This window comes from Mycobacterium sp. ITM-2016-00318, assembly GCF_002968285.2.
GTDB lineage: Bacteria > Actinomycetota > Actinomycetes > Mycobacteriales > Mycobacteriaceae > Mycobacterium.
In genome coordinates, this window is sequence record NZ_CP134400.1 from 3,145,496 (window position 1) to 3,164,440 (window position 18,945).

Annotated in this window: 19 protein-coding genes and 1 pseudogene; 5 read left to right on the forward strand and 15 right to left on the reverse strand. The window is 67.7% G+C overall.

All coding sequences use genetic code 11. The features are described from left to right. The first annotated feature begins 2 nt into the window (after positions 1-2). On the forward strand, positions 3-1,070 hold the full coding sequence (locus C6A82_RS15505; RefSeq protein ID WP_311101370.1) for an aminoglycoside phosphotransferase family protein: 1,068 nt from the start codon (positions 3-5) through the stop codon (positions 1,068-1,070). On the opposite strand, the gene C6A82_RS15510 is transcribed toward C6A82_RS15505, so the two are convergent. From C6A82_RS15510 to C6A82_RS15525, 4 genes are read right to left on the reverse strand one after another with little or no spacing between them, the layout of a single operon-like run. Beyond that, entirely contained in the window at positions 1,048-1,779 is a 732-nt protein-coding gene (locus C6A82_RS15510; protein ID WP_105341925.1) for a cobalt-precorrin-6A reductase, read from the reverse strand. The two genes, C6A82_RS15505 and C6A82_RS15510, sit on opposite strands and share 23 nt — an antisense overlap. After that, a complete protein-coding gene (gene cobM / locus C6A82_RS15515) occupies positions 1,779-2,534 on the reverse strand; it encodes a precorrin-4 C(11)-methyltransferase (RefSeq protein WP_105341932.1) in 756 nt (251 codons plus the stop codon). The genes C6A82_RS15510 and cobM overlap by 1 nt, the downstream gene beginning before the upstream one ends. Continuing rightward, positions 2,531-3,709, reverse strand: a complete 1,179-nt coding sequence (gene cbiE, locus C6A82_RS15520; RefSeq protein WP_105341927.1) for a precorrin-6y C5,15-methyltransferase (decarboxylating) subunit CbiE — start codon at positions 3,707-3,709, stop codon at positions 2,531-2,533. Before cbiE ends, cobM begins: the two co-directional genes overlap by 4 nt. Positions 3,710-3,737: 28 nt before the next feature. Beyond that, on the reverse strand, positions 3,738-4,487 hold the full coding sequence (locus C6A82_RS15525) for an SDR family NAD(P)-dependent oxidoreductase (RefSeq protein ID WP_105341929.1): 750 nt from the start codon (positions 4,485-4,487) through the stop codon (positions 3,738-3,740). 35 nt (positions 4,488-4,522) lie between these two features. Here C6A82_RS15525 and C6A82_RS15530 point away from each other — a divergent pair, with 35 nt between their 5' ends. Next, the gene (locus C6A82_RS15530) at positions 4,523-4,936 is read left to right on the forward strand and encodes a F420-dependent biliverdin reductase (RefSeq protein ID WP_105341930.1); all 414 of its coding nucleotides are present in this window, start codon (positions 4,523-4,525) and stop codon (positions 4,934-4,936) included. 84 nt (positions 4,937-5,020) lie between these two features. Then, a complete protein-coding gene (locus C6A82_RS15535) occupies positions 5,021-6,412 on the forward strand; it encodes an HNH endonuclease signature motif containing protein (RefSeq protein ID WP_311101371.1) in 1,392 nt (463 codons plus the stop codon). Here the strand turns inward: C6A82_RS15535 and C6A82_RS15540 are convergent, their stop codons facing one another. Both C6A82_RS15540 and C6A82_RS15545 read right to left on the reverse strand, forming a co-directional pair. Further along, the gene (locus C6A82_RS15540; RefSeq protein WP_105342354.1) at positions 6,413-7,555 is read right to left on the reverse strand and encodes a Xaa-Pro peptidase family protein; all 1,143 of its coding nucleotides are present in this window, start codon (positions 7,553-7,555) and stop codon (positions 6,413-6,415) included. It lies immediately after the preceding gene. A gap of 10 nt (positions 7,556-7,565) precedes the next feature. Beyond that, positions 7,566-7,736 (reverse strand): annotated as a pseudogene (locus tag C6A82_RS15545) (VOC family protein); the annotation flags it as partial. 77 nt (positions 7,737-7,813) lie between these two features. On the opposite strand from C6A82_RS15545, the gene C6A82_RS15550 reads away from it, so the two are divergent. After that, positions 7,814-8,779, forward strand: coding sequence for a 5'-3' exonuclease (locus tag C6A82_RS15550; RefSeq protein ID WP_105342357.1), 966 nt, complete (start codon positions 7,814-7,816; stop codon positions 8,777-8,779). On the opposite strand, the gene C6A82_RS15555 is transcribed toward C6A82_RS15550, so the two are convergent. From C6A82_RS15555 to C6A82_RS15595, 9 genes are all read right to left on the reverse strand, one after another. Continuing rightward, a complete protein-coding gene (locus C6A82_RS15555; protein ID WP_105342359.1) occupies positions 8,780-9,514 on the reverse strand; it encodes a DUF4333 domain-containing protein in 735 nt (244 codons plus the stop codon). It abuts the gene before it with no gap. A 45-nt stretch (positions 9,515-9,559) separates the two neighbouring features. Then, positions 9,560-12,343: an RNA helicase gene (locus tag C6A82_RS15560; RefSeq protein ID WP_105342361.1), complete on the reverse strand. Its 2,784-nt coding sequence runs from the start codon at positions 12,341-12,343 to the stop codon at positions 9,560-9,562. Further along, positions 12,327-13,277, reverse strand: coding sequence for a twin-arginine translocase subunit TatC (tatC, locus tag C6A82_RS15565; protein WP_105342363.1), 951 nt, complete (start codon positions 13,275-13,277; stop codon positions 12,327-12,329). Before tatC ends, C6A82_RS15560 begins: the two co-directional genes overlap by 17 nt. A gap of 70 nt (positions 13,278-13,347) precedes the next feature. Beyond that, entirely contained in the window at positions 13,348-13,647 is a 300-nt protein-coding gene (gene tatA, locus C6A82_RS15570; RefSeq protein ID WP_311101372.1) for a Sec-independent protein translocase subunit TatA, read from the reverse strand. Between the two features lie 30 nt (positions 13,648-13,677). Beyond that, on the reverse strand, positions 13,678-14,646 hold the full coding sequence (locus tag C6A82_RS15575; protein WP_311101373.1) for a YafY family protein: 969 nt from the start codon (positions 14,644-14,646) through the stop codon (positions 13,678-13,680). A gap of 97 nt (positions 14,647-14,743) precedes the next feature. Continuing rightward, positions 14,744-15,736: a YafY family protein gene (locus C6A82_RS15580; RefSeq protein WP_311101374.1), complete on the reverse strand. Its 993-nt coding sequence runs from the start codon at positions 15,734-15,736 to the stop codon at positions 14,744-14,746. 85 nt (positions 15,737-15,821) lie between these two features. Continuing rightward, a complete protein-coding gene (locus C6A82_RS15585; RefSeq protein WP_311101375.1) occupies positions 15,822-16,709 on the reverse strand; it encodes a DUF559 domain-containing protein in 888 nt (295 codons plus the stop codon). Between the two features lie 116 nt (positions 16,710-16,825). After that, positions 16,826-18,184, reverse strand: coding sequence for a Pup--protein ligase (gene pafA / locus C6A82_RS15590; RefSeq protein ID WP_105347620.1), 1,359 nt, complete (start codon positions 18,182-18,184; stop codon positions 16,826-16,828). Between the two features lie 10 nt (positions 18,185-18,194). Next, positions 18,195-18,455 carry a hypothetical protein gene (locus tag C6A82_RS15595; protein ID WP_105347621.1) on the reverse strand — a complete coding sequence of 87 codons (261 nt, stop codon included), beginning with the start codon at positions 18,453-18,455 and terminating at the stop codon, positions 18,195-18,197. 92 nt (positions 18,456-18,547) lie between these two features. Between C6A82_RS15595 and C6A82_RS15600 the strand changes: the two genes are divergently transcribed. Then, positions 18,548-18,931 carry a hypothetical protein gene (locus C6A82_RS15600; protein ID WP_233217089.1) on the forward strand — a complete coding sequence of 128 codons (384 nt, stop codon included), beginning with the start codon at positions 18,548-18,550 and terminating at the stop codon, positions 18,929-18,931. Positions 18,932-18,945 lie beyond the last annotated feature (14 nt).

Genomic DNA, 18,945 nt, shown 5'->3' on the forward strand with positions numbered 1-18,945 from the left:
CCATGACCATTCCACGTGGACCCGAGAATGTAACGCCGGAGTGGCTCGGCTCCGTGCTGGGAGCCGACGTCAGCGGCGTCGAGGTCACGCCGATCGGCACCGGGCAGACCGGTGCCACCTACCGGGTGAGCGCGACGTACACGACCGAGCAGCCGGGTGCGCCAACGTCATTCGCGGTCAAACTGAGCGCACAGGACGACGCCGTCCGCGAGCGCGTCGCCCTCGGCTACCGCTCGGAGGTCGAGTTCTACTCGCGTATCGCGGACAAGATGGCCATCCCCGTTCCGCGTAGCTATCACACCGAGATCTCCTCCGACGGCGCAGACGTCGTGCTGCTGCTCGCCGACATGGCTCCCGCGGTGCAGGGCGACCAAATCGCCGGCTGCTCGCCCGCAGAGGCGCAGCTCGCGGTCCAGGCCCTCGCCGGACTGCACGGCCCGAGCTGGTGCGATGCGCAGTGGATGGACCTGCCCGCCATCGTGATGCCGAAGCCGGGCGACGACGACGCCGCCAACGGGCTCGGCGAGATCTCCCGCATGGCGGCCGACATCGTGATCGACCGGCTCGGCGCCCAGATCGCGCCCGAGGACCAGGAAACCCTTGTGGCCGCGATGTCGCTGGTGACCCCGTGGCTGAAGGCCGAGCCGAAGCGGTATGCCCTCATGCACGGCGACTACCGACTGGACAACATGCTGTTCGATCCCGATCGCACGCGGATCACCGTGGTCGACTGGCAGACAGTCGGAATCGGTTTGCCCGGTCGCGATCTCGCGTACTTCACCGGAACAAGCCTCGAACCATCCGTGCGCGCGCGAATCGAACGCGATCTCGTCGAGCGCTATCACCGGTCACTGCTCGAATTCGGCGTCACCGGCTACGATCTCGACACCTGCTGGAGCGACTACCGGCTCGGCGCGGTGCAGGTGCCGTTGCTGGTCGCGCTTGGCACCGCGTTCGCGTCGACGACCGAACGCGGTGACGACATGATGATGGCCATGTTGAGTCGCGGGTGCCGGGCCATCCGCGAGCTGGAGACGCTCGAGCTGATCAAGACCTACGAAGAGAGCTGACCCAGGCGACCGCGTCGTCGACCGTCGACACTGTGGCCACGCCGTCGGGCAAGGGCGGGCGATCGACCATCACCACCGGAATATCAAGCGCCGCAGCGGCATCCAGCTTCGGCCTGGTCATCTCGCCGCCGCTGTTCTTCGTCACCAAGCAGTCGATCCGATGTTCGGTGAGAAGCGCGCGTTCGTCGTCGTAACGGTACGGTCCACGCGACAGTACGATCTCATGGTGACGCGGCAACGTGTGCGGGTCGGGCGCGGTGACGGCGCGGATGAGGAACCACGCGTCGACATCGGAGAACACCTCGACACCCGACCGGCCCGTGGTCAGGAAGACGCGCCGAAAGTCATGGTCCTGAACGGCTTTCGCCGCATCCAGGTCGGAGGTCGCCGGGATGGCTTCGCCCTGGGGCCACGCGGGGCGTACGACGACCAGATGCGGGATCTGCAGCGCGCCGCATGCTTTCGCCGCGTTGGCGGTGATCGTCGCCGCATAGGGGTGGGTGGCGTCGACGACGGCGTCTACCTCGGATTCGATCAGCCAGCGCCGCATGCCGTTGACACCGCCGAAGCCGCCTATTCGGACGTCGCCGACGGGAAGCGCGGGATCGGGCACCCGGCCGGCCAGTGAACTGATCACGGCGACGCCGGGATGCAGGCGCGCGGCGAGCGTTCGGGCCTCCGAGGTGCCGCCGAGCAGCAGCACGCGCATCAGTGCCGGTCCCCGCGTGTTCGGCCGGTCGAATACAGGTAGCTGTCGGCGAAGCCCTCGGCGGCCAGCACGTCGCCGACGACGATCACCGCCGTTCTGGTGATGTCCGCCGCATGTGTCTTGGCGGCGAGATCGGCGAGCGTGCACCGCAGCACGATCTCCTGCGGCCAGCTCGCGAACGCCACGACCGCACAAGGTGTTTCGGGGCGGTAGCCGCCTACCAGCAGCTCCGGGACGACCGCGTCGATCTGAGCGGCGGCCAGATGCAGCACCAGCGTTGCGCCCGGCGCCGACAACGATGCGAGGTCCTCGCCTTCCGGCATCGCTGTCGACAACGTCGCGACTCGCGTCAGGGTTACGGTCTGTGCGACTCCCGGTACGGTGAGCTCCCTGCCCAGCGCCGCCGCCGCCGCCGCGAAAGCCGGTACGCCGGGGACGATCTGGTAGTCGATGCCGAGAACGTCGAGCCGCCTGCACTGCTCGGCGAGGGCGCTGTACAGCGACGGATCGCCCGAATGCAGCCGCGCCACATCGAGACCCGCTTTGTGCGCTTCGGCGATCTCGTGGATGATCGCGTCGAGCGTCAACGGCCCGGTGTCGACGACCTTGGCGTCCGGCGGGCACAGCGCCAGCAGGTCGTCGGGCATGATCGAGCCCGCGTAAAGGCACACCGGACAACTGCTCACCAGCCGCTGCCCCCTGACGGTGATCAGATCGGCTGAGCCGGGCCCGGCGCCGATGAAATAGACGGTCATGCCTTGGTGACCGCCCACTGCATGACGGGCATCGCCGGCCGCCAACCGGTGAACGTGCCGAGCGGTTCCCCGAGGTAATGCTGGAATCGGCGCAGTTCGCCGCCGAGGCGTTGATACCACTGCGTCAGGAGGGCTTCCGATTCGATCGTCACGGCGTTCGCGACCAGTCGACCGCCTGAAGGCAGCCGGTCGAAGCACGCGTCCAGGAGGCCGGTTTGCGTGAGCCCGCCGCCCACGAAGATCGCCGAGGGAACCGGCACGAAGTCGAATGCCTCCGGCGCGTCGGAGTGCACCTCTACGCGCGCGCCGAAAGCCACCGCATTGTCGGTGATTCGCTTGCGGCGCTGCTCGTCTCGCTCGAATGCGACAGCCCGGCAGCCCACTCCGCTGCGGCACCATTCGATCGCGATACTCCCGGAGCCGGCACCGACGTCCCAGAGGTATTCGCCGGGACGTGGTGCGAGTGCGGCCATCGTGACGGCGCGGATCGACTGCTTGGTGATCTGCCCGTCGTTCGCGAACGAGTCGTCGGGCAGCACGCCGAACCGGCGTTCGTCGGGTAGGTATCGCACGGCGATGACGTTCAGGTCGTCGACGTCTGCCGGCGGCCGCCGCACCCACTCGCGCGCCGTGGCCGACCGCCGCCGTTCCTCGGGACCGCCGAGCTGCTCGAGCACGGTGATCTCCGAGTCACCGCGCCCGGTTTCGGTGAGCAGCCGCGCCAGGTCTGTCGGGGTTGTGGCGTCGCGGGACATCACGACGGCCTGCCCGCCGCGGCGCACCGCGGTGTGAGTTTCCGCGGTGACGAGGCTGATGATCTCGGTGTCCTGAACGGTCCAGCCGACTCGTGAGCAGGCCAGCGTCACCGACGACACGTGCGGAAGGACAGCGACCCGGTCGCTGCCGTACATCCGGATGAGGGTGCCGCCGACACCGTGCATCAGCGGGTCCCCGCTGGCGACGACGTGCACGTCCCCGCCGACGCCGTCCAAAAGGGTACGCAGGGCGGGAAGCATCGGCGACGGCCACGGCCGCCTGACCGCTGAGATGCTGTCGTCGAGTAGATCCAGCTGCCGTCGGGACCCGAAAACGACGGTGGCCCGGCGCAATTCGGTCAGCGACGACGGCGCGAGGCCGGCGAGACCGTCGGCGCCTATGCCGACGACGACGATCACCGGATCCCTCGGCTCTTCGCGCGAGCGCTCATCGCGGCATCCTTCGCCACACCCATTGGGGTAACAGTCGCATGCCGACGAAGAACGGTTGCAGAGTCCACGGAATCCACACCGTGCGGCGACCTTTGGCGAGCGCTTTGGCGGTGGCCTCAGCGACCTGCGGGGGCGTGCTCGACATCGGTGCGGGTTTCATCCCCTCGGTCATCCTGCCGATCACGAAGCCCGGTCGGACGAGCAGAAGCCGCACCCTGGAACCGTGCAGCGCGTCGGAAAGGCCGCTGCAGAAGCCGTCCAGCCCTGCCTTCGCCGAACCGTAGACATAGTTGGCGCGACGCACCCGCACCCCGGCAACCGACGAGAACACGACGATCGCGCCTTTCCCCGCCGTCCTCATGACGTCGGCGAGCACGGTGAGCAGATTCGCCTGGGCGACGAAGTCGGTATGCAGGACGGCGGACGCATGAGCGGGGTCCTTCTCTGCGCGGGCCTGGTCGCCGAGTACACCGAACGCGAGTACCGCCGTGCCGATCGATCCATGGTCGGCGACGATCGAGGCCACCAGCGAGGCGTGCGAGGGCAGGTCGTCGGCGTCGAACCGGCGAACGTCGACCTTGGCCGCGCCTGCCTTCTCGACGGCTGCGACCTGCTCGGACAGCCGTTCGGGGCTGCGGGCCGCCAACACCACCGTCGCACCGGGTGCCAGCAATTGCGCGAGCTCGACGCCGATTTCACTCCGGCCACCGAAAATCACCACCGCGCCGCGGCTCGTGTCATCCACGGCTGTGATTATCACCTGCGCTAGTTTGGAACCCGATGGCGAACGCAACTACCCGGCTGACAAACGACGCGCTTGCGTTCCTGACCGAGCGCCATCTCGCGATGCTGACGACATTGCGTTCGGACAACTCGCCGCACGTCGTCGCGGTCGGATTCACCTTCGATCCGAAGACCCACATCGCCAGGGTGATCACCAGCGGCGGCTCGCAGAAGGCGGTCAACGCCGAACATCGCGGCATCGCCGTCCTCAGCCAGGTCGACGGCGCCCGTTGGCTGTCGCTGGAGGGCAGGGCGACTGTCAACACCGACCCCGAGGCCGTCCGGGACGCCGAACTCCGCTACGCGCAGCGCTACCGAACCCCGCGGATCAACCCGCGCCGGGTCGTGATCGAGGTCAGGGTCGAGCGGGTGCTGGGCTCCTCTGAGCTGCTGGATCGCACCGGCGACTAGTCACTGAAATAACTTCCGCCACTTCGGTTTCAGAAGTCACACGAGGCGGACGGAATGTCGGTGGTTCGAACTAGTGTTCGAAGTATGAGTTCGGTCGCCGTGTTGAAGCGCATCGCCGCCATGCGCGCCGAACTCGACGCCGCGATGGCCGAGTCGGTCGACGGATCTGCTGCCGAGCGGACCGCCGCGACAGCTGAGTTCGAGGCGCTGGTTCGCCAGCTGCCTGCCCTGCAGCACCGGCTGGTGAACGGCCTGGGGGAGCTGCCGGTTGAGGAGTTGGGTGAGCCGTCGTTGGCCGCGGCGTTGTCCACGCTGTTACGGATCTCGCGCGAGGAAGCCAGCCGCCGGATCAAGGAAGCCAAGGATCTGGGGCCGCGCGTGGCGCTGACCGGCGAGCCGCTGGATCCGATGCTGTCCAACACCGCGGCTGCGCAGCTGCGCGGCGACATCGGGGTCGAGCACGTGAAGATCATCCGGAAGTTCTTCAAAGACTTGCCTGGTTTCGTCGATCACGACACCCGCGAAGCCGCCGAAACCCAGCTCGCCGAGTTGGCGTGCGGGCTGGGCCCCGACCAATTACGCAAGGCCGCTGACCGGCTGGCGATGATCCTCGACCAAGACGGCGAACTATCAGACGCCGACCGCGTCAAGCGCAGCTACTTCACCAAGGGCAGGCAGCGGGCCGACGGCATGAGCGAGCTTCGCGGCAGTGCCGACCCCGAGCTCACCGCACTGCTCGACGTGGTGTTCGCCAAGTGGGCGGCACCGGGGATGTGCAACCCCGACCACGAAGCCCCCGGTGTGGACGGCGAACCCAGCCCCGAAGCGATCAGAAAAGACCTACGCACCGCCGGGCAGCGCAATCACGACGCCCTCAAAGCCCTCTGCCGAGCCTTGTTGGCCTCCGGGCAACTCGGCAGCCACAAGGGACTGCCGATGACGATGGTCGTCTCCACGACTCTCAAAGAGCTGCAATCCGGTGCAGGTCATGCCGTCACCGGCGGCGGCACCCTGCTGCCGATGCGCGAGGTCATCAAGCAAGCCGCCGCGGCCCACCAGTACCTGTGCGTGTTCGACGACCACACCGCAGAGGCGCTGTATCTGGGCCGGGCGAAACGACTCGCTTCCAAGGCCCAACGCCTCGTGCTCTACGCCCGCGACCGCGGCTGCACGTTCCCCGGCTGCACCGCACCGGCGTATCACAGCGAGGCACACCACCGCAACGGCGACTGGTCCCAGGGCGGACTGACCAACATCGACGACCTCACTCTGGCCTGCGGCACAGACAACCGCCGCGTCAAACCCGGCGGCTGGACAACCCGCACCCGCGCCGACGGCCGCACCGAATGGATTCCACCGCCGAACCTCGACACCGGGCAGCGACGCGTCAACAACTACCACCACCCCGAGCGCTACCTCATCCCCGACGAACACGCCACCGAAAACAGCGAGGGCGACGAAGACGAAAGTACCTGACTAGGAAGCTGATTCAGCGCCTGCGGGCACGACGATCAACTCGTGCGGGCGGCTGTTCACCGCTTCGGCACCGTCGGCGGTGACGATGACGATGTCCTCGATACGGGCTCCCCACTCTCCGGGAAAGTAGATGCCCGGCTCCACTGAGAACGCCATGCCCTCGACGAGTGGCAGGTCGTTGCCCGCCACGATGTAGGGCTCCTCGTGCACCGACAACCCGATGCCGTGGCCAGTGCGATGCACGAACGCATCGGACAAACCCGCTTCGGCAAGCACATCGCGTGCGACGGCGTCCACGTGTTCGGCCGTGATTCCGGGGCGCACCGCCGCCACCGCCGCCTGCTGAGCGCGCTGCAGCACCGAATACCGCTGCGCCACTTCCTCGGTCGGCTCACCGATGCTGTACGTCCTGGTCGAATCCGAGTTGTATCCCGGCTCGTACGGACCCCCGATGTCGACGACGACGATATCGCCGGTACGCAGCTCACGATCGGAGCACTCGTGGTGCGGGTCGGCGCCGTGCGGGCCTGACCCGACGATGATGAACGCCACCTCCGAATGCCCCTCGGCGACAATCGCTTCGGCGATGTCGGCCGCCACGTCGGCTTCGGTTCGGCCCGGCACGAGGAAGTCCGGCACCCGTGCGTGCACCCTGTCGATCGCAGCGCCCGCCTTGCGCAGGGCGTCGATCTCCGCACCGTCCTTGACCATCCGCAGGCGGCGCAACACATCTGTCGCGAGCACCGGCACCACGCCGAGCACCTCCGCCAGCGGCAGCAGATGCAACGCGGGCATCGCATCGGTGACGGCAGTGGCCGCGGGCGCACCGCCGAGCGCGTCGGCCACCACCCGGTACGGATCCTCGCCATCCACCCAGTCGCGCACCGCGATGCCGAGCTCGGTGGCCGCCGATTCCTTCAGCGACGCCAGTTCCAGCCGCGGCACCACGATGGTCGGCTCGCCGGCGGCGGGCAGCACCAGCGCGGTGAGCCGCTCGAAGGTCTGTGCCCGCGAGCCGATCAAGTAGCGCAGGTCGTAGCCGGGAGTGATGACCAGACCGGCAAGCCCCGCGTCGGCGGCCGCCGCCGACGCCGCCCGAAGTCGTTGCGCGTACACATCGTTGCTGAATCGGCCCGCTGTCATGGAAGCCAGGCTAATCGGGGCGCGAATAGCTGGCGACCTCGATCAGGTTGCCGTCCGGATCGCGGCAGTAGTGCGACGTCATGGGCCCGAGCGCATCCGTCTTGGTGACGGGTCCCTCTGTGACCGCCACGCCGCACGCCCGCAGATGCGCCCCGATCCCTTCAGGACTCGTCTCGGTGATGGCGTCGACGTTGCCGGTGTTGAGCACGACGTGGTCGATTCGATTCACTCGCAAGGCCATACCTCACGCTACTGTCGATGACCGTGGCAGCTCCCGTATTACTGCTCGACGGCGCCAGCATGTGGTTTCGCTCCTTCTTCGGGGTGCCCTCGTCGATCACCGCGCCCGACGGCAGGCCCGTCAACGCCTTGCGTGGCTTCCTCGACGCCGTCGCCACCGTCATCACCCGCGAACGCCCCAGCCGGCTGGTGGTGTGCCGCGACGACGACTGGCGACCGCAGTGGCGGGTCGACCTGATCCCCTCCTACAAGGCGCACCGCGTCGCCGAGGAGGAGCCCGCGGGCACCCCCGACATCGAGGAAGTACCCGACGACCTGACCCCCCAGGTCGACATGATCATGGAAATCCTCGACGCGTTCGGCATTTCCACCGCGGGCGCCCCGCAATGCGAAGCCGACGACGTGCTCGGGACGCTGGTCGAGCGCGAACGCAAAGACCCGGTCGTCGTCGTCAGCGGCGATCGCGATCTGCTTCAGCTCGTGCGCGACGACCCGGTGCCGGTACGGGTGCTCTACCTTGGCAGCGGCCTGGCCAAAGCCGTCAAATGGGGGCCCGAGGAAGTTGCGGACAAGTACAACGTCCCGCTCGACCGCGCCGGGCCCGCCTACGCCGAATTGGCGCTGCTGCGCGGCGACCCGTCCGACGGGCTGCCGGGCGTGCCCGGCGTCGGCGAGAAGACGGCGGCAACCCTGCTCGCCCAACACGGTTCGTTGGAGGGCATCCTGGCCGCCGCGCACGATCCGAAATCGAAGATGTCGAAGGCCTACCGGACGAAACTGCTCGCAGCGACCGACTACATCGAGGCTGCCGGGCCAGTGGTCAAGGTGGCAGTCGACGCCGAGGTGAACTTCTCCACGAAGTCCGACGCGCTGCCACTGGCCGCAGAGCACCCGCGCAAAGTGGTCAAGCTCGCCGAAAAGTACGGCGTCACGTCGTCAATCGGCCGCCTGCAGAAGGCACTTGACGCGCTCCCCGGCAACTGACTACTTGGGTCGGCCGACCTCGTAGGTGCCGTCGTTGTCCTGAAAGGTCACTGTCACCTGGCGCTTGGTGCCGTCGATGCTGACCTCGCAATCAAACGTCTCACCCTTCTTCACCGTCGGGCTCTGGCCGTCGTTGCACTTGACGTCCTTGACGTTCTTGGCGCCGTATCCGTTGGACTCGTCGGTGAGGATCTGCTGCACACCCGACTGAGCCGCGTCGACGTCCAGCTTGGTGGTCACAAAGAAGCCGGGCTTCCAAAAGCCGAGCACCGCAACGACGGCGACCACGATCGCGGCGAGCAGGCCGATGATGCCGCCGATCAGCGCCAGCGAGCGCTTGGAACCCCCAGGGGACTCCGTCGAGCCGTACTGCGGGTACTGGCCGTACTGGCCGGGTTGCTGACCGTACTGCCCCGGCTGCTGACCGAACTGGCCCGGCTGACCCGGTTGCTGGCCGTACTGCGGGTACCCCTGCTGCGTGTAGTCCTGGGTCGGCTGCTGGCCGTACTGCTGCTCGGTCGCCGGATACTGCTGCGGCGGCTGGTACTGCGGCTGGCCGGGCTGCTGATACGGGTAGTGCTGGGGCGAATAGGCGGGCGGTTGCTGCTGCCACGCGGGGTCTCCACCGGGGGCCGGCTGCTGCCACGCGGGCGGCTGCTGCTGCGACGGATCGCTCGACGGCTGGTCCTGACCGGACCACGGCTGCGTCTGGTCAGGTCCCTGCGGTCCGCTCATCGTCTCTCCCTGCAATTCCTGGTAATCGCTGATACTGCCGACACCTTACCCTGCATCAACAGCCACGACGCCGCGTCGAACGTCGGCGATGGCGCGTTTCGCGACGGCCCTGAGTTCCGGTGTCGGGGCCGCATTGCGCACTTGATCGGCCAGATCGAGCACCTGCCGGCACCAGCGGACGAAGTCACCTGCCGACATGGGAGAGCCGGTGCGCCCGACGTCCGAAGCGTCCAGCGCGGCCGCCAGATCGCCGGTGGTGGCCCACCGGTAGACCGCGGCGACGAAGCCCTCGTCGGGCTCGCGGCTCGGCCCGATCCGGTGCCGCTGCTCGTCGCTCCGCAACTCGGCGGCGAACCGGCGCGTGTCGGCCAGCGCCCTTCGCAGCTTGCCGGTCGGGACCTCGGCGGCCTGCGGGGTCGCGGCGTCGCCTCGGGATTCGTACAGCACTGCCGACAGCACGCCGGCCAGTTCTGCGGACGACAGCCCCTCCCACACCCCGCCACGCAGACATTCGGCGACCAGCAGGTCGCTTTCGCTGTAGATGCGTGCCAGTACCTTGCCGTCGTCGGTCACCCTTGGGTCGCCGTCGGTATCGCGGATGAAGCCACGCTCGGTGAGCAGCACCACTATTCGGTCGAACGTTCGCGCAAGCGAGTTCGTCGCCGCCGCCACCTTCTGCCGGATCTGTTCGTTGTCGCGCTCGATACGCAGGTACCGCTCGGCGAGCCGGACCTTCTCCTCGCGGTCCGGCAGCCGGTGACCGGGGTGGTGGGACAGCTGTTCGCGCAGCCCCGCGAGTTCGGGGTCGACGTCGTGTTCGCGCGGCGGTCCGCTTCGCCTGCCCTTGGGCATCGACATGCCTTCGGTGGCCGACCGCAACGCCGATGCCAGGTCGCGGCGCACCCGGGGCTGGCGATGCTCCACCCGCTTCGGCAGTGTCATCGAACCCACCTTCGCCGAGGCGCCCGAATAGTCGGCCGAGGAGATTCTTCCCGCCCAACGGTTCTCGGTCAGTACCAGCGGTCGCGGATCCTCGTCGTCGCGGGCCGGTTCGAGGATCACCGCAAGCCCGGCCCGTCGGCCGTTGACGATGTTGACGATGTCACCGCGCCGCAGCGACGACAGCGCTTCGTTGACCGCCCTTCGTCGCTGCAGCCGCGAGGCACGCGACTGCGCCTTCTCGCGCTGAGAGATCTGCGCGCGCAGCCGGGCGTACTCGAGAATCGGTGCCTCTGCCTTCCGCTCTTCCGGCGAGCGCTCATCACCGCGGCCGCCGAGTTCGGCGGCGATGTCGTCGAGCATCTTCTCGCCGCGCTCGACGCCCCGCACCAGCCCAACCACCGAACGGTCCGCCTGGTACTGCGCGAACGACGATTCCAGAAGCTTGTGCGCCTGTGTCGGACCCATCTGGTTCACCAGGTTGATCGTCATGTTGTAGGACGGCGCGAACGAACTCCGCAGCGGGAACGTGCGGGTGGACGCCAGGCCGGCCACTTCGGCCGGGTCCACATCCGGCGTCCACAACACCACCGCATGGCCTTCCACGTCGATGCCGCGGCGGCCCGCGCGGCCGGTGAGCTGCGTGTACTCCCCCGGCGTCAACTGGACATGCTGCTCGCCGTCGAACTTGACGAGCCGCTCCAATACCACGGTGCGAGCCGGCATGTTGATGCCCAAAGCCAGTGTCTCCGTAGCGAATACGGCCTTCACCAGGCCTTCGGTGAACAATTCCTCCACGGTGTGGCGAAACGCAGGCAGCATTCCTGCGTGGTGTGCGGCGAGACCCCGCAGCAACGCGTCGCGCCATTCGTGATAGCCGAGCACGACCAGATCGGAGTCGGAGAGATCGGCGCATCGGCGGTCGACGATTTCGGCGATGCGGGTCCGCTCGGCGTCGGTGGTGAGCCGCAGCGACGAGCGCAGGCACTGTTTGACCGCGGCGTCGCAGCCGGCCCTGGAGAAGATGAACGTGATGGCGGGAAGCAGCTGCTCGGCATCCAGCAGCTCGATGACCTCGGGTCGCGACGGTCCGCGGTGAATGCTCGGCCGCCGCCCACGATGATCGAATCCGCCGCGTCGACGGGGCTGCCAATCGGCCAGCCGGTCGGCTTCGCGGCGGTGTGCGATGTGCCGCAACAGTTCTGGATCCACCAGAAGATCGCGGCCGTTCTTCTTCGTACCGCTTGCCCGGTAGTCGAAGAGGTCGAAGAGGCGTTTGCCGACGAGGACGTGTTGCCACAGCGGCACCGGTCGGTGCTCGTCGACGACGACGGTGGTGTCGCCGCGCACGGTCTGGATCCAGCTGCCGAACTCCTCGGCGTTGCTCACGGTCGCCGACAGGCTGACCAACCGGACGTCTTCGGACAGGTGCAGGATCACCTCTTCCCACACCGCGCCGCGCATCCGGTCGGCGAGGAAGTGCACCTCGTCCATCACGACGTGCGAGAGCCCGTGCAAGGTGCCCGAGTTCGCGTAGAGCATGTTGCGGAGCACTTCGGTGGTCATCACCACGATCGGCGCATCACCGTTGATCGACTGGTCGCCGGTCAGCAGGCCGATGCGGTCCTGGCCGTAGCGGCGAACCAGGTCCGCGTGCTTCTGGTTGCTCAGCGCCTTGATCGGCGTGGTGTAAAAGCACTTTCGGCCCGCAGCAAGCGCCAGATGAACGGCGAACTCACCCACCACCGTCTTGCCTGCACCGGTCGGGGCGCACACCAGCACGCCGTGGCCGCCCTCGAGCGCCAGGCACGCGCGCTCCTGGAAGTCGTCCAGCTTGAACGAAAGCTGCTCGGTGAAGGCGGCGAGTTCGCTGCTAAGTGGCGTCGTCATCGACCACCACCCGCGACGACGTCGGCACGGCGGTCGGCGGCGCGATCGGTTCGACGGCGTCGATCTGCGAGGCCTGATCGTCGGGGACGTGGTCGAGCCCTTCGCGGCGTGCCTTGCGCTTGTCGTGGACACGGGCGACCTGGATCGCGAACTCCAGCAATACGGTCAGCGCGAGCGCGAGCGCGAGCATCGAGAACGGATCCGACCCGGGCGTCGCGAACGCCGCAAAGACGAAGAGACCGAAGATCAGCCCGCGCCGCCACGCCTTGAGGCGCTCATATGTCAGCACACCGACCAGGTTCAACATGATGATCAGCAGCGGGAATTCGAAGCTGATGCCGAACACCAGCAGCAGGTTCAGCAGGAAACCGAAATACTGCTCACCCGACAAGGCGGTGACCTGCACGTCGCTGCCGACGGTCAGCAGGAAGTGCAGCGCCTTGGCCAGCACGACGTAGGCCAGTACCGAGCCGGTCACGAAGAGCGCGGCGCCGACGGTCACGAACGCCATCGCGAAGCGGCGTTCCTTCCTGTAGAGCCCCGGCGTGATGAACGCCCACAGCTGATACAGCCACACGGGGCAGGCCATGACGATGCCCGCGGTCAGCGAGACCTTGAGCCGCAGCATGAACTGGTCGAACGGCGCCGTCGCCAGAAGCCGGCACTCGCCGTCGGGCGCGATGGTGGCTCGCGCCGAGGCGGGAAGCGAACAGTAGGGGCCGCGCAGCCACTCGCCGAGGCTGTGGAAACCGAGGAAGCTGTGGGTGTACCAGAAGAACCCGACGATCGTCGTCAAGACGACCGCGGCCGCCGCGATCAGCAGCCTGTTCCGCAGCTCGGCGAGGTGATCGACGAGCGACATGGTGCCATCGGGATTGACCTTGGCGCGTCGTCGGCGCGGATCCAGCCGCTTGAGGAACCCGGGGGTGTGCACGCAGATCGCCTAGGAAGGTATGGACACGGACAGTCGACGCGGCATCATGCCGCGGTCGGTCGACGCGGGATCAGGCCGGGCGCTTGTCGGTGGGCTCGGATGACGGAGTCGCCTGGCCGGCGACATCGGATCGGGCTTCGGGAGTGTCGGCGCGCTCCGATGCGATCGGGGTCGCCGTCGGAGCCGGCCGGCCGGCGACATTGGACCCAGCTTGGGCCTCCGGCTTGTCCTTCATCTCCTTGACCTCGGACTTGAAAATCCGCATCGACTGGCCCAGCGAACGGGCTGCGTCAGGAAGTTTCTTGGCGCCGAACAGGAGAACGAAGACAGCGATGACGATCACCCAGTGCCAGGGTTGTAAACCGCCCAATTTGGTCACCTCCAGAGGTCTGGGGCGAGTCTACCCGCCCGCCTCTGCGGCGACGCCATACGCACGAAGTGCCGCCGCCGCCGAATCGCGAACCCGTTGCGCCAGCGACTCCGGAGCCAGCACCCGGACCCCCGAGCCGAACCCGAGCACGAAGCGCGCCATCCAGTCGTCCGAGGCGTAGGTCATCGCGGCCTCGCACGCCCCATCGGGCAGCTCGCGGGTCACCCGCAGCGGGTAGTAGTCGAACATCCAGGACGCCGACCGGTCGATGAGCAGCGTTGCTGACGGCAGCGCCGGGTCCGCGTCGAACAGCGAGGTGTCCGGTGGCGCCGCCACGGCGGGCTCCGGCGGCGCGGACGGCTCGTCGAGCACGGATGCGTCGACGATGCGGTCGAACCGGAACAGCCGCACGCCCTCGGCGGACCGGCACCACGCCTCCAGATAGCTGTGTTCGGCGACCAGCACCACGCGGATCGGGTCGACGACCCTGCTGGTCAGCATGTCGTGGGAGGCCGAGTAGTACTCGATCGTCAGGGCCCGGTTGTGGCGAACCGCCTCGCGCACAGCGGCGGCCGCCTGGCTTTCGGCCGGTGCGGGCTCGTCGACGGCCTCGTGCCCATGGGTGACCGTGCCCGCAGCGGACTCGATCTTGGCGATCGCGCTGCGGGCGGCCTCTGGATCGACCATCCCGGGCACGTCGACGAGTGCGCGCAGCGCAACCAGCACACCGGTGGCCTCCGGCGAGGTGAGCCGCAGCGGGTGGTCGATGCCCGCGGAGAACGTGACCTCGATGGTGTCGCCGGAGAACTCGAAATCGATCAGGTCGCCAGGCCCGTAGCCGGGCAGGCCGCACATCCACAGCTGGTTCAGGTCGTCGCGCAGTTGCTTCTCGGTGACGCCGAGATCCGATGCCGCCTCGGCGTAGGTGATCCTCGGGTTGGCCTGGAAGTACGGCACCATGTTCAGCAGCCGGACCAGCCGCTCCGATACGGGGCTCATGCCTCGACTCCCACTCGTCCCCTGCCCTGCGGGCGTGGGCCCACCGGTCCTCGCTTGTTCCTCGCTGCGATCCTCACTCGCGCTCGTCTTCGGGGGCTCATGCCTCGACTCCCGCCTGCGCGCGCAGCCTCTCCAGCACCTCGTCGCGCAGCGCCTGTGGTTCCAGCACAACGGCGTCCGCGCCGTAGCTGGCGATCTCGCGGGCCAAGCGGTCGGACATCCCGATGTCGATGCTGATCTCCTCGCCGCTGCGACCATCGAGCGTTCGTGGGCCCAGCACGAGCGCCAGTCGACGCAGCGCGGTGGCGCGGCCGTCGGCGACCCAGACCTTGGCCTGCGTACCGGTCGGCGTCTCGCCGATCACTTTGTGCACGATCTCGCGCAGGTCGACTCCCTCGGGCGGTGTGACGGCACCTGCCGGGCCGACGGCCTTCACGTCAGCGCCGATGCGCGACAGCCGGAAGGTTCGGGTGGCGTCACGGTCGCGGTCATGGCCGACGAGATACCAGCGCCCCCTGTCGGTGACCACACCCCACGGCTCGACGGTCCGCGTGGTGTACGGCTCGCTGCGGGCGGGGCGGTGCGGGAACTGCACGGCCTGCCCGGAGTTGATGGCGGACAACAGGATTCCGAGCACTTCCTCGGATCCGCGGATGCCGGGCATGCCTGCGGTGGAGGTGATCGCGATGCCCGCGTCGCCCGCGTCGACGTCGACGCCCGCGGCACGCAGCTTGAGCAGCGCGCCCTGGGTCGCGGTGATCAGCTCGGGCGACTCCCACAGCTGGGTGGCGACCGCGACGGCGGCGGCTTCGTCGGCGGTCAGGTCGACGGCGGGCAGCGCGTAGGCGTCGCGGTTGATGCGGTAGCCCTCGGTCGGGTCGAACTGCGAGACGCGACCGGTCTCCAGCGGGATGCCGAGGTCGCGCAGTTCGTTCTTGTCCCGCTCGAACATCCGGGAGAACGCCTCGTCGCTGGCGCTGTCGGAGTAGCCGTAGACGGTCTCTCGGATCCGTTCGGCGCTGATGTACGTGCGGGTGGACAGCAGCGCGATGACGAGGTTCATCAAGCGCTCGACTTTGGAGGTCCCCACGGTTTCACAGCTTAGGGCCATTGATCTTCCCCGAGCGCTCAGCCCGGTACGGGAATTCGCGTCGAAACCGTACACAACTGAGCGCTCACGCGGCCGCGGCCATAGCCAGCGCAACCTCGATGCGACGCACCATCACCTCGGGGTGACGCCGGACATCGTCGCTGACGATCGATAACACCCGCCAGCCGACTTCCTCGAGTGCGGCTGTCTTCTGTCGGTCCCGTCGTAGCGCTTCTGGGGAACTGTGCCAATCGAACCCGTCGTATTCGACGGCCAGTCTGCGATCGGGCCAGGCGAAATCCACTCGCCAGAGGAGCCCGTCTCGGTCGCCTATCTCGTACTGCAGTTGGGGTTCGGGCAGGCCACCGTCGAGCATGACGAGCCTGGCCTCGCTTTCCATCGGAGACTCCGCCTGCGGCCGCGCAATCGCCACGAGTTCTCTCATCATCACGATGCCGCGTCGACCGACCTGCGCTTTCGCTGCTGCCGATAGGCCGTCGCGGGTGCACGTCTGGCTCCGCAGGGCGGCGTCGAGTGTCGCCAGCGCGCGCGGTCGGCGCAGGCTTCGTGCGACCTCGACCGCCGTCCAAGCTGGGGCAGTGAGCGTGCGGCCGCGGTGCCTCACGAGCGGTGCGCCGTCCCGCCGATGGACCACTAGACCGGCGGAGTTGCGCAGCAGATGACCTGCGGGATTGAGGACGTGTAGAGCCTTGACTGTCTCGGTGTCGAAGCCGAATACCGCGGCGGCGGTGCCCAGACAAACGGCTACATGCTCACCGCACCGCAGATCCAATCCGCGCAGGCGCGTCAGCGCATCCGGTGGGCCGAGGCTGTAGATGCCAGGCCATATCCGCACCAAATCGGCGCAGCGGAGTCGGCGCTGCATCGCCCGTCTGCTCAGGTGGTCAAGGATCTGCGCTGAAGTGGCGACGCCGCCCTGCGCCGCGAAGAGCTCGCAGAGTTCCGCTGGCATTCGGGGATTGTGGCCAGCGGCCACGAGATGTCGCCAGTAGGCCCTGTGGACAACTGTCGAGCGCTCAATCTTGTACAGATTTCAGGGCCGAACCCGTACATGGGTGTGCGCTCGCGCTACATCGACGCGATGAGCCGCTTCACCCGCTCGTCGACCGAGCGGAACGGGTCCTTGCACAAGACGGTGCGCTGAGCCTGGTCGTTGAGCTTGAGGTGGACCCAGTCGACGGTGAAATCGCGGCCGGCTTCCTGTGCGGCGCTGATGAACTCGCCGCGCAACTTGGCCCGCGTGGTCTGCGGCGGCGTGTTCACCGCGTCCTCGATCTCCTCGTCGGTGGTCACCCGCGTCGCCAGACCCTTGCGCTGCAGCAGGTCGAAGACTCCCCTGCCGCGTTTGATGTCGTGGTAGGCCAGGTCGAGTTGGCTGATCTTCGGGTCGGACAGCTCCATGTTGTAGCGGTCCTGGTAGCGCTGGAACAGCTTGCGCTTGATCACCCAGTCGATCTCGGTGTCGACCTTCGCGAAGTCCTGGCTCTCGACGGCGTCGAGTTGTCGTCCCCACAGATCGACGACCTGCTCGAGCTGCGGGTTCGGTTCACGGCTCCCGAGGTGCTCGACCGCCCGCGAGTGGTATTCGCGCTGGATGTCCAGGGCGCTGGCCTGCCGTCCGCCCGCCAGCCGGACCGGCCGGCGTCCGGTGAGGTCGTGGCTGACCTCACGGATCGCCCGGATGGGGTTGTCCAGCGAGAAGTCCCGGAACGCGACGCCGGATTCGATCATCTCCAGCACCAGCGACGCCGTGCCGACCTTGAGCATGGTGGTGGTCTCGCTCATGTTGGAGTCGCCGACGATGACGTGCAGGCGCCGGTACTTCTCGGCGTCGGCGTGCGGTTCGTCGCGGGTGTTGATGATGGGGCGGCTGCGGGTGGTCGCCGACGAAACGCCCTCCCAGATGTGCTCGGCACGCTGGCTCAGGCAGAAAGCGGCGGCTTTCGGCGTCTGCAACACCTTGCCCGCACCGCAGATGAGTTGGCGGGTGACCAGGAACGGCAGCAGCACATCGGAGATGCGGGAGAACTCGCCCGCCCGCACGATCAGGTAGTTCTCGTGGCAGCCGTAGCTGTTGCCCGCCGAGTCGGTGTTGTTCTTGAAGAGGTAGATGTCGCCGCCGATGCCCTCGTCGGCCAGCCGCTGCTCGGCGTCGATCAGCAGGTCTTCCAGCACGCGCTCCCCGGCGCGGTCGTGGGTGACCAGCTGTACGAGGCTGTCGCATTCGGCGGTCGCGTATTCGGGGTGGCTTCCGACATCGAGGTACAGCCGCGCACCGTTGCGGAGGAAGACGTTGGAGCTTCGACCCCACGACACCACGCGGCGGAACAGATAGCGGGCGACCTCGTCGGGGCTCAGCCGCCGATGCCCATGAAAGGTGCAGGTCACACCGAATTCAGTCTCGATGCCCATGATCCGTCGCTGCACCTCATCGAGCTTACGGGTTGGTTTGGGATGGCGGCGCATCAGCCGCGCCGATAGGCAGGCTTTCCTGCAGCGTCAGCGATCCAGCCGGCGCGCCGAGAATTCGCTCGACTGCATCGGTGTAGGCGGCGACGACGCTGCCCGCGCGAGACCCGCCGGCGCCGATTGGGTCCGTTCCGTCCTCGTCGATGGCGTCGATGATCGCATCGGCCAGATGCAGCCCCATCCCCGCGATGATGATGGCCGCTTCATGCGGGTGCGTGGTGTCGAACACGCCTTCCTCGCAGCCCTGCGTGATGATCGCCTCGAGCGCAGGGGTGTTGTGGCCTTCGCCCGGGTCATCGGCCCGTCGTCACCGCGGCGACCGTGGTCGTTGCCGTTCGGCTACCCGGTCTCGGCACAGTGGTCGACGACCTGTTCGGCAACGCCGTGCTGCCGTGGATCCTCGGCGCGATGATGCTCGCCTGCGGGCTGATGATCATCGCCTTCCACCAGTACTGGTACAGCGCCTCCGCGGTCGCCATCTCGCTGTTCGGGTGGTTCGTCGCGCTGTGCGGGCTGGCGTTGATGGGCTTTCCGAGCGCGATCGAATCAGGAACCACAGAGACGCTGAGCCGCCCCGTCCTGCTGCTCGGCGCGCGGATCTTCTTCCTCGCGCTCACCGCCGTCGGATTGTGGCTGACCTACGTCGGCTGGGCATCCCGCCGCAACGAGGCCCCTGTGGATAACATCAGCGCCGCGGCACGCTGATCTGTCAGCATGAG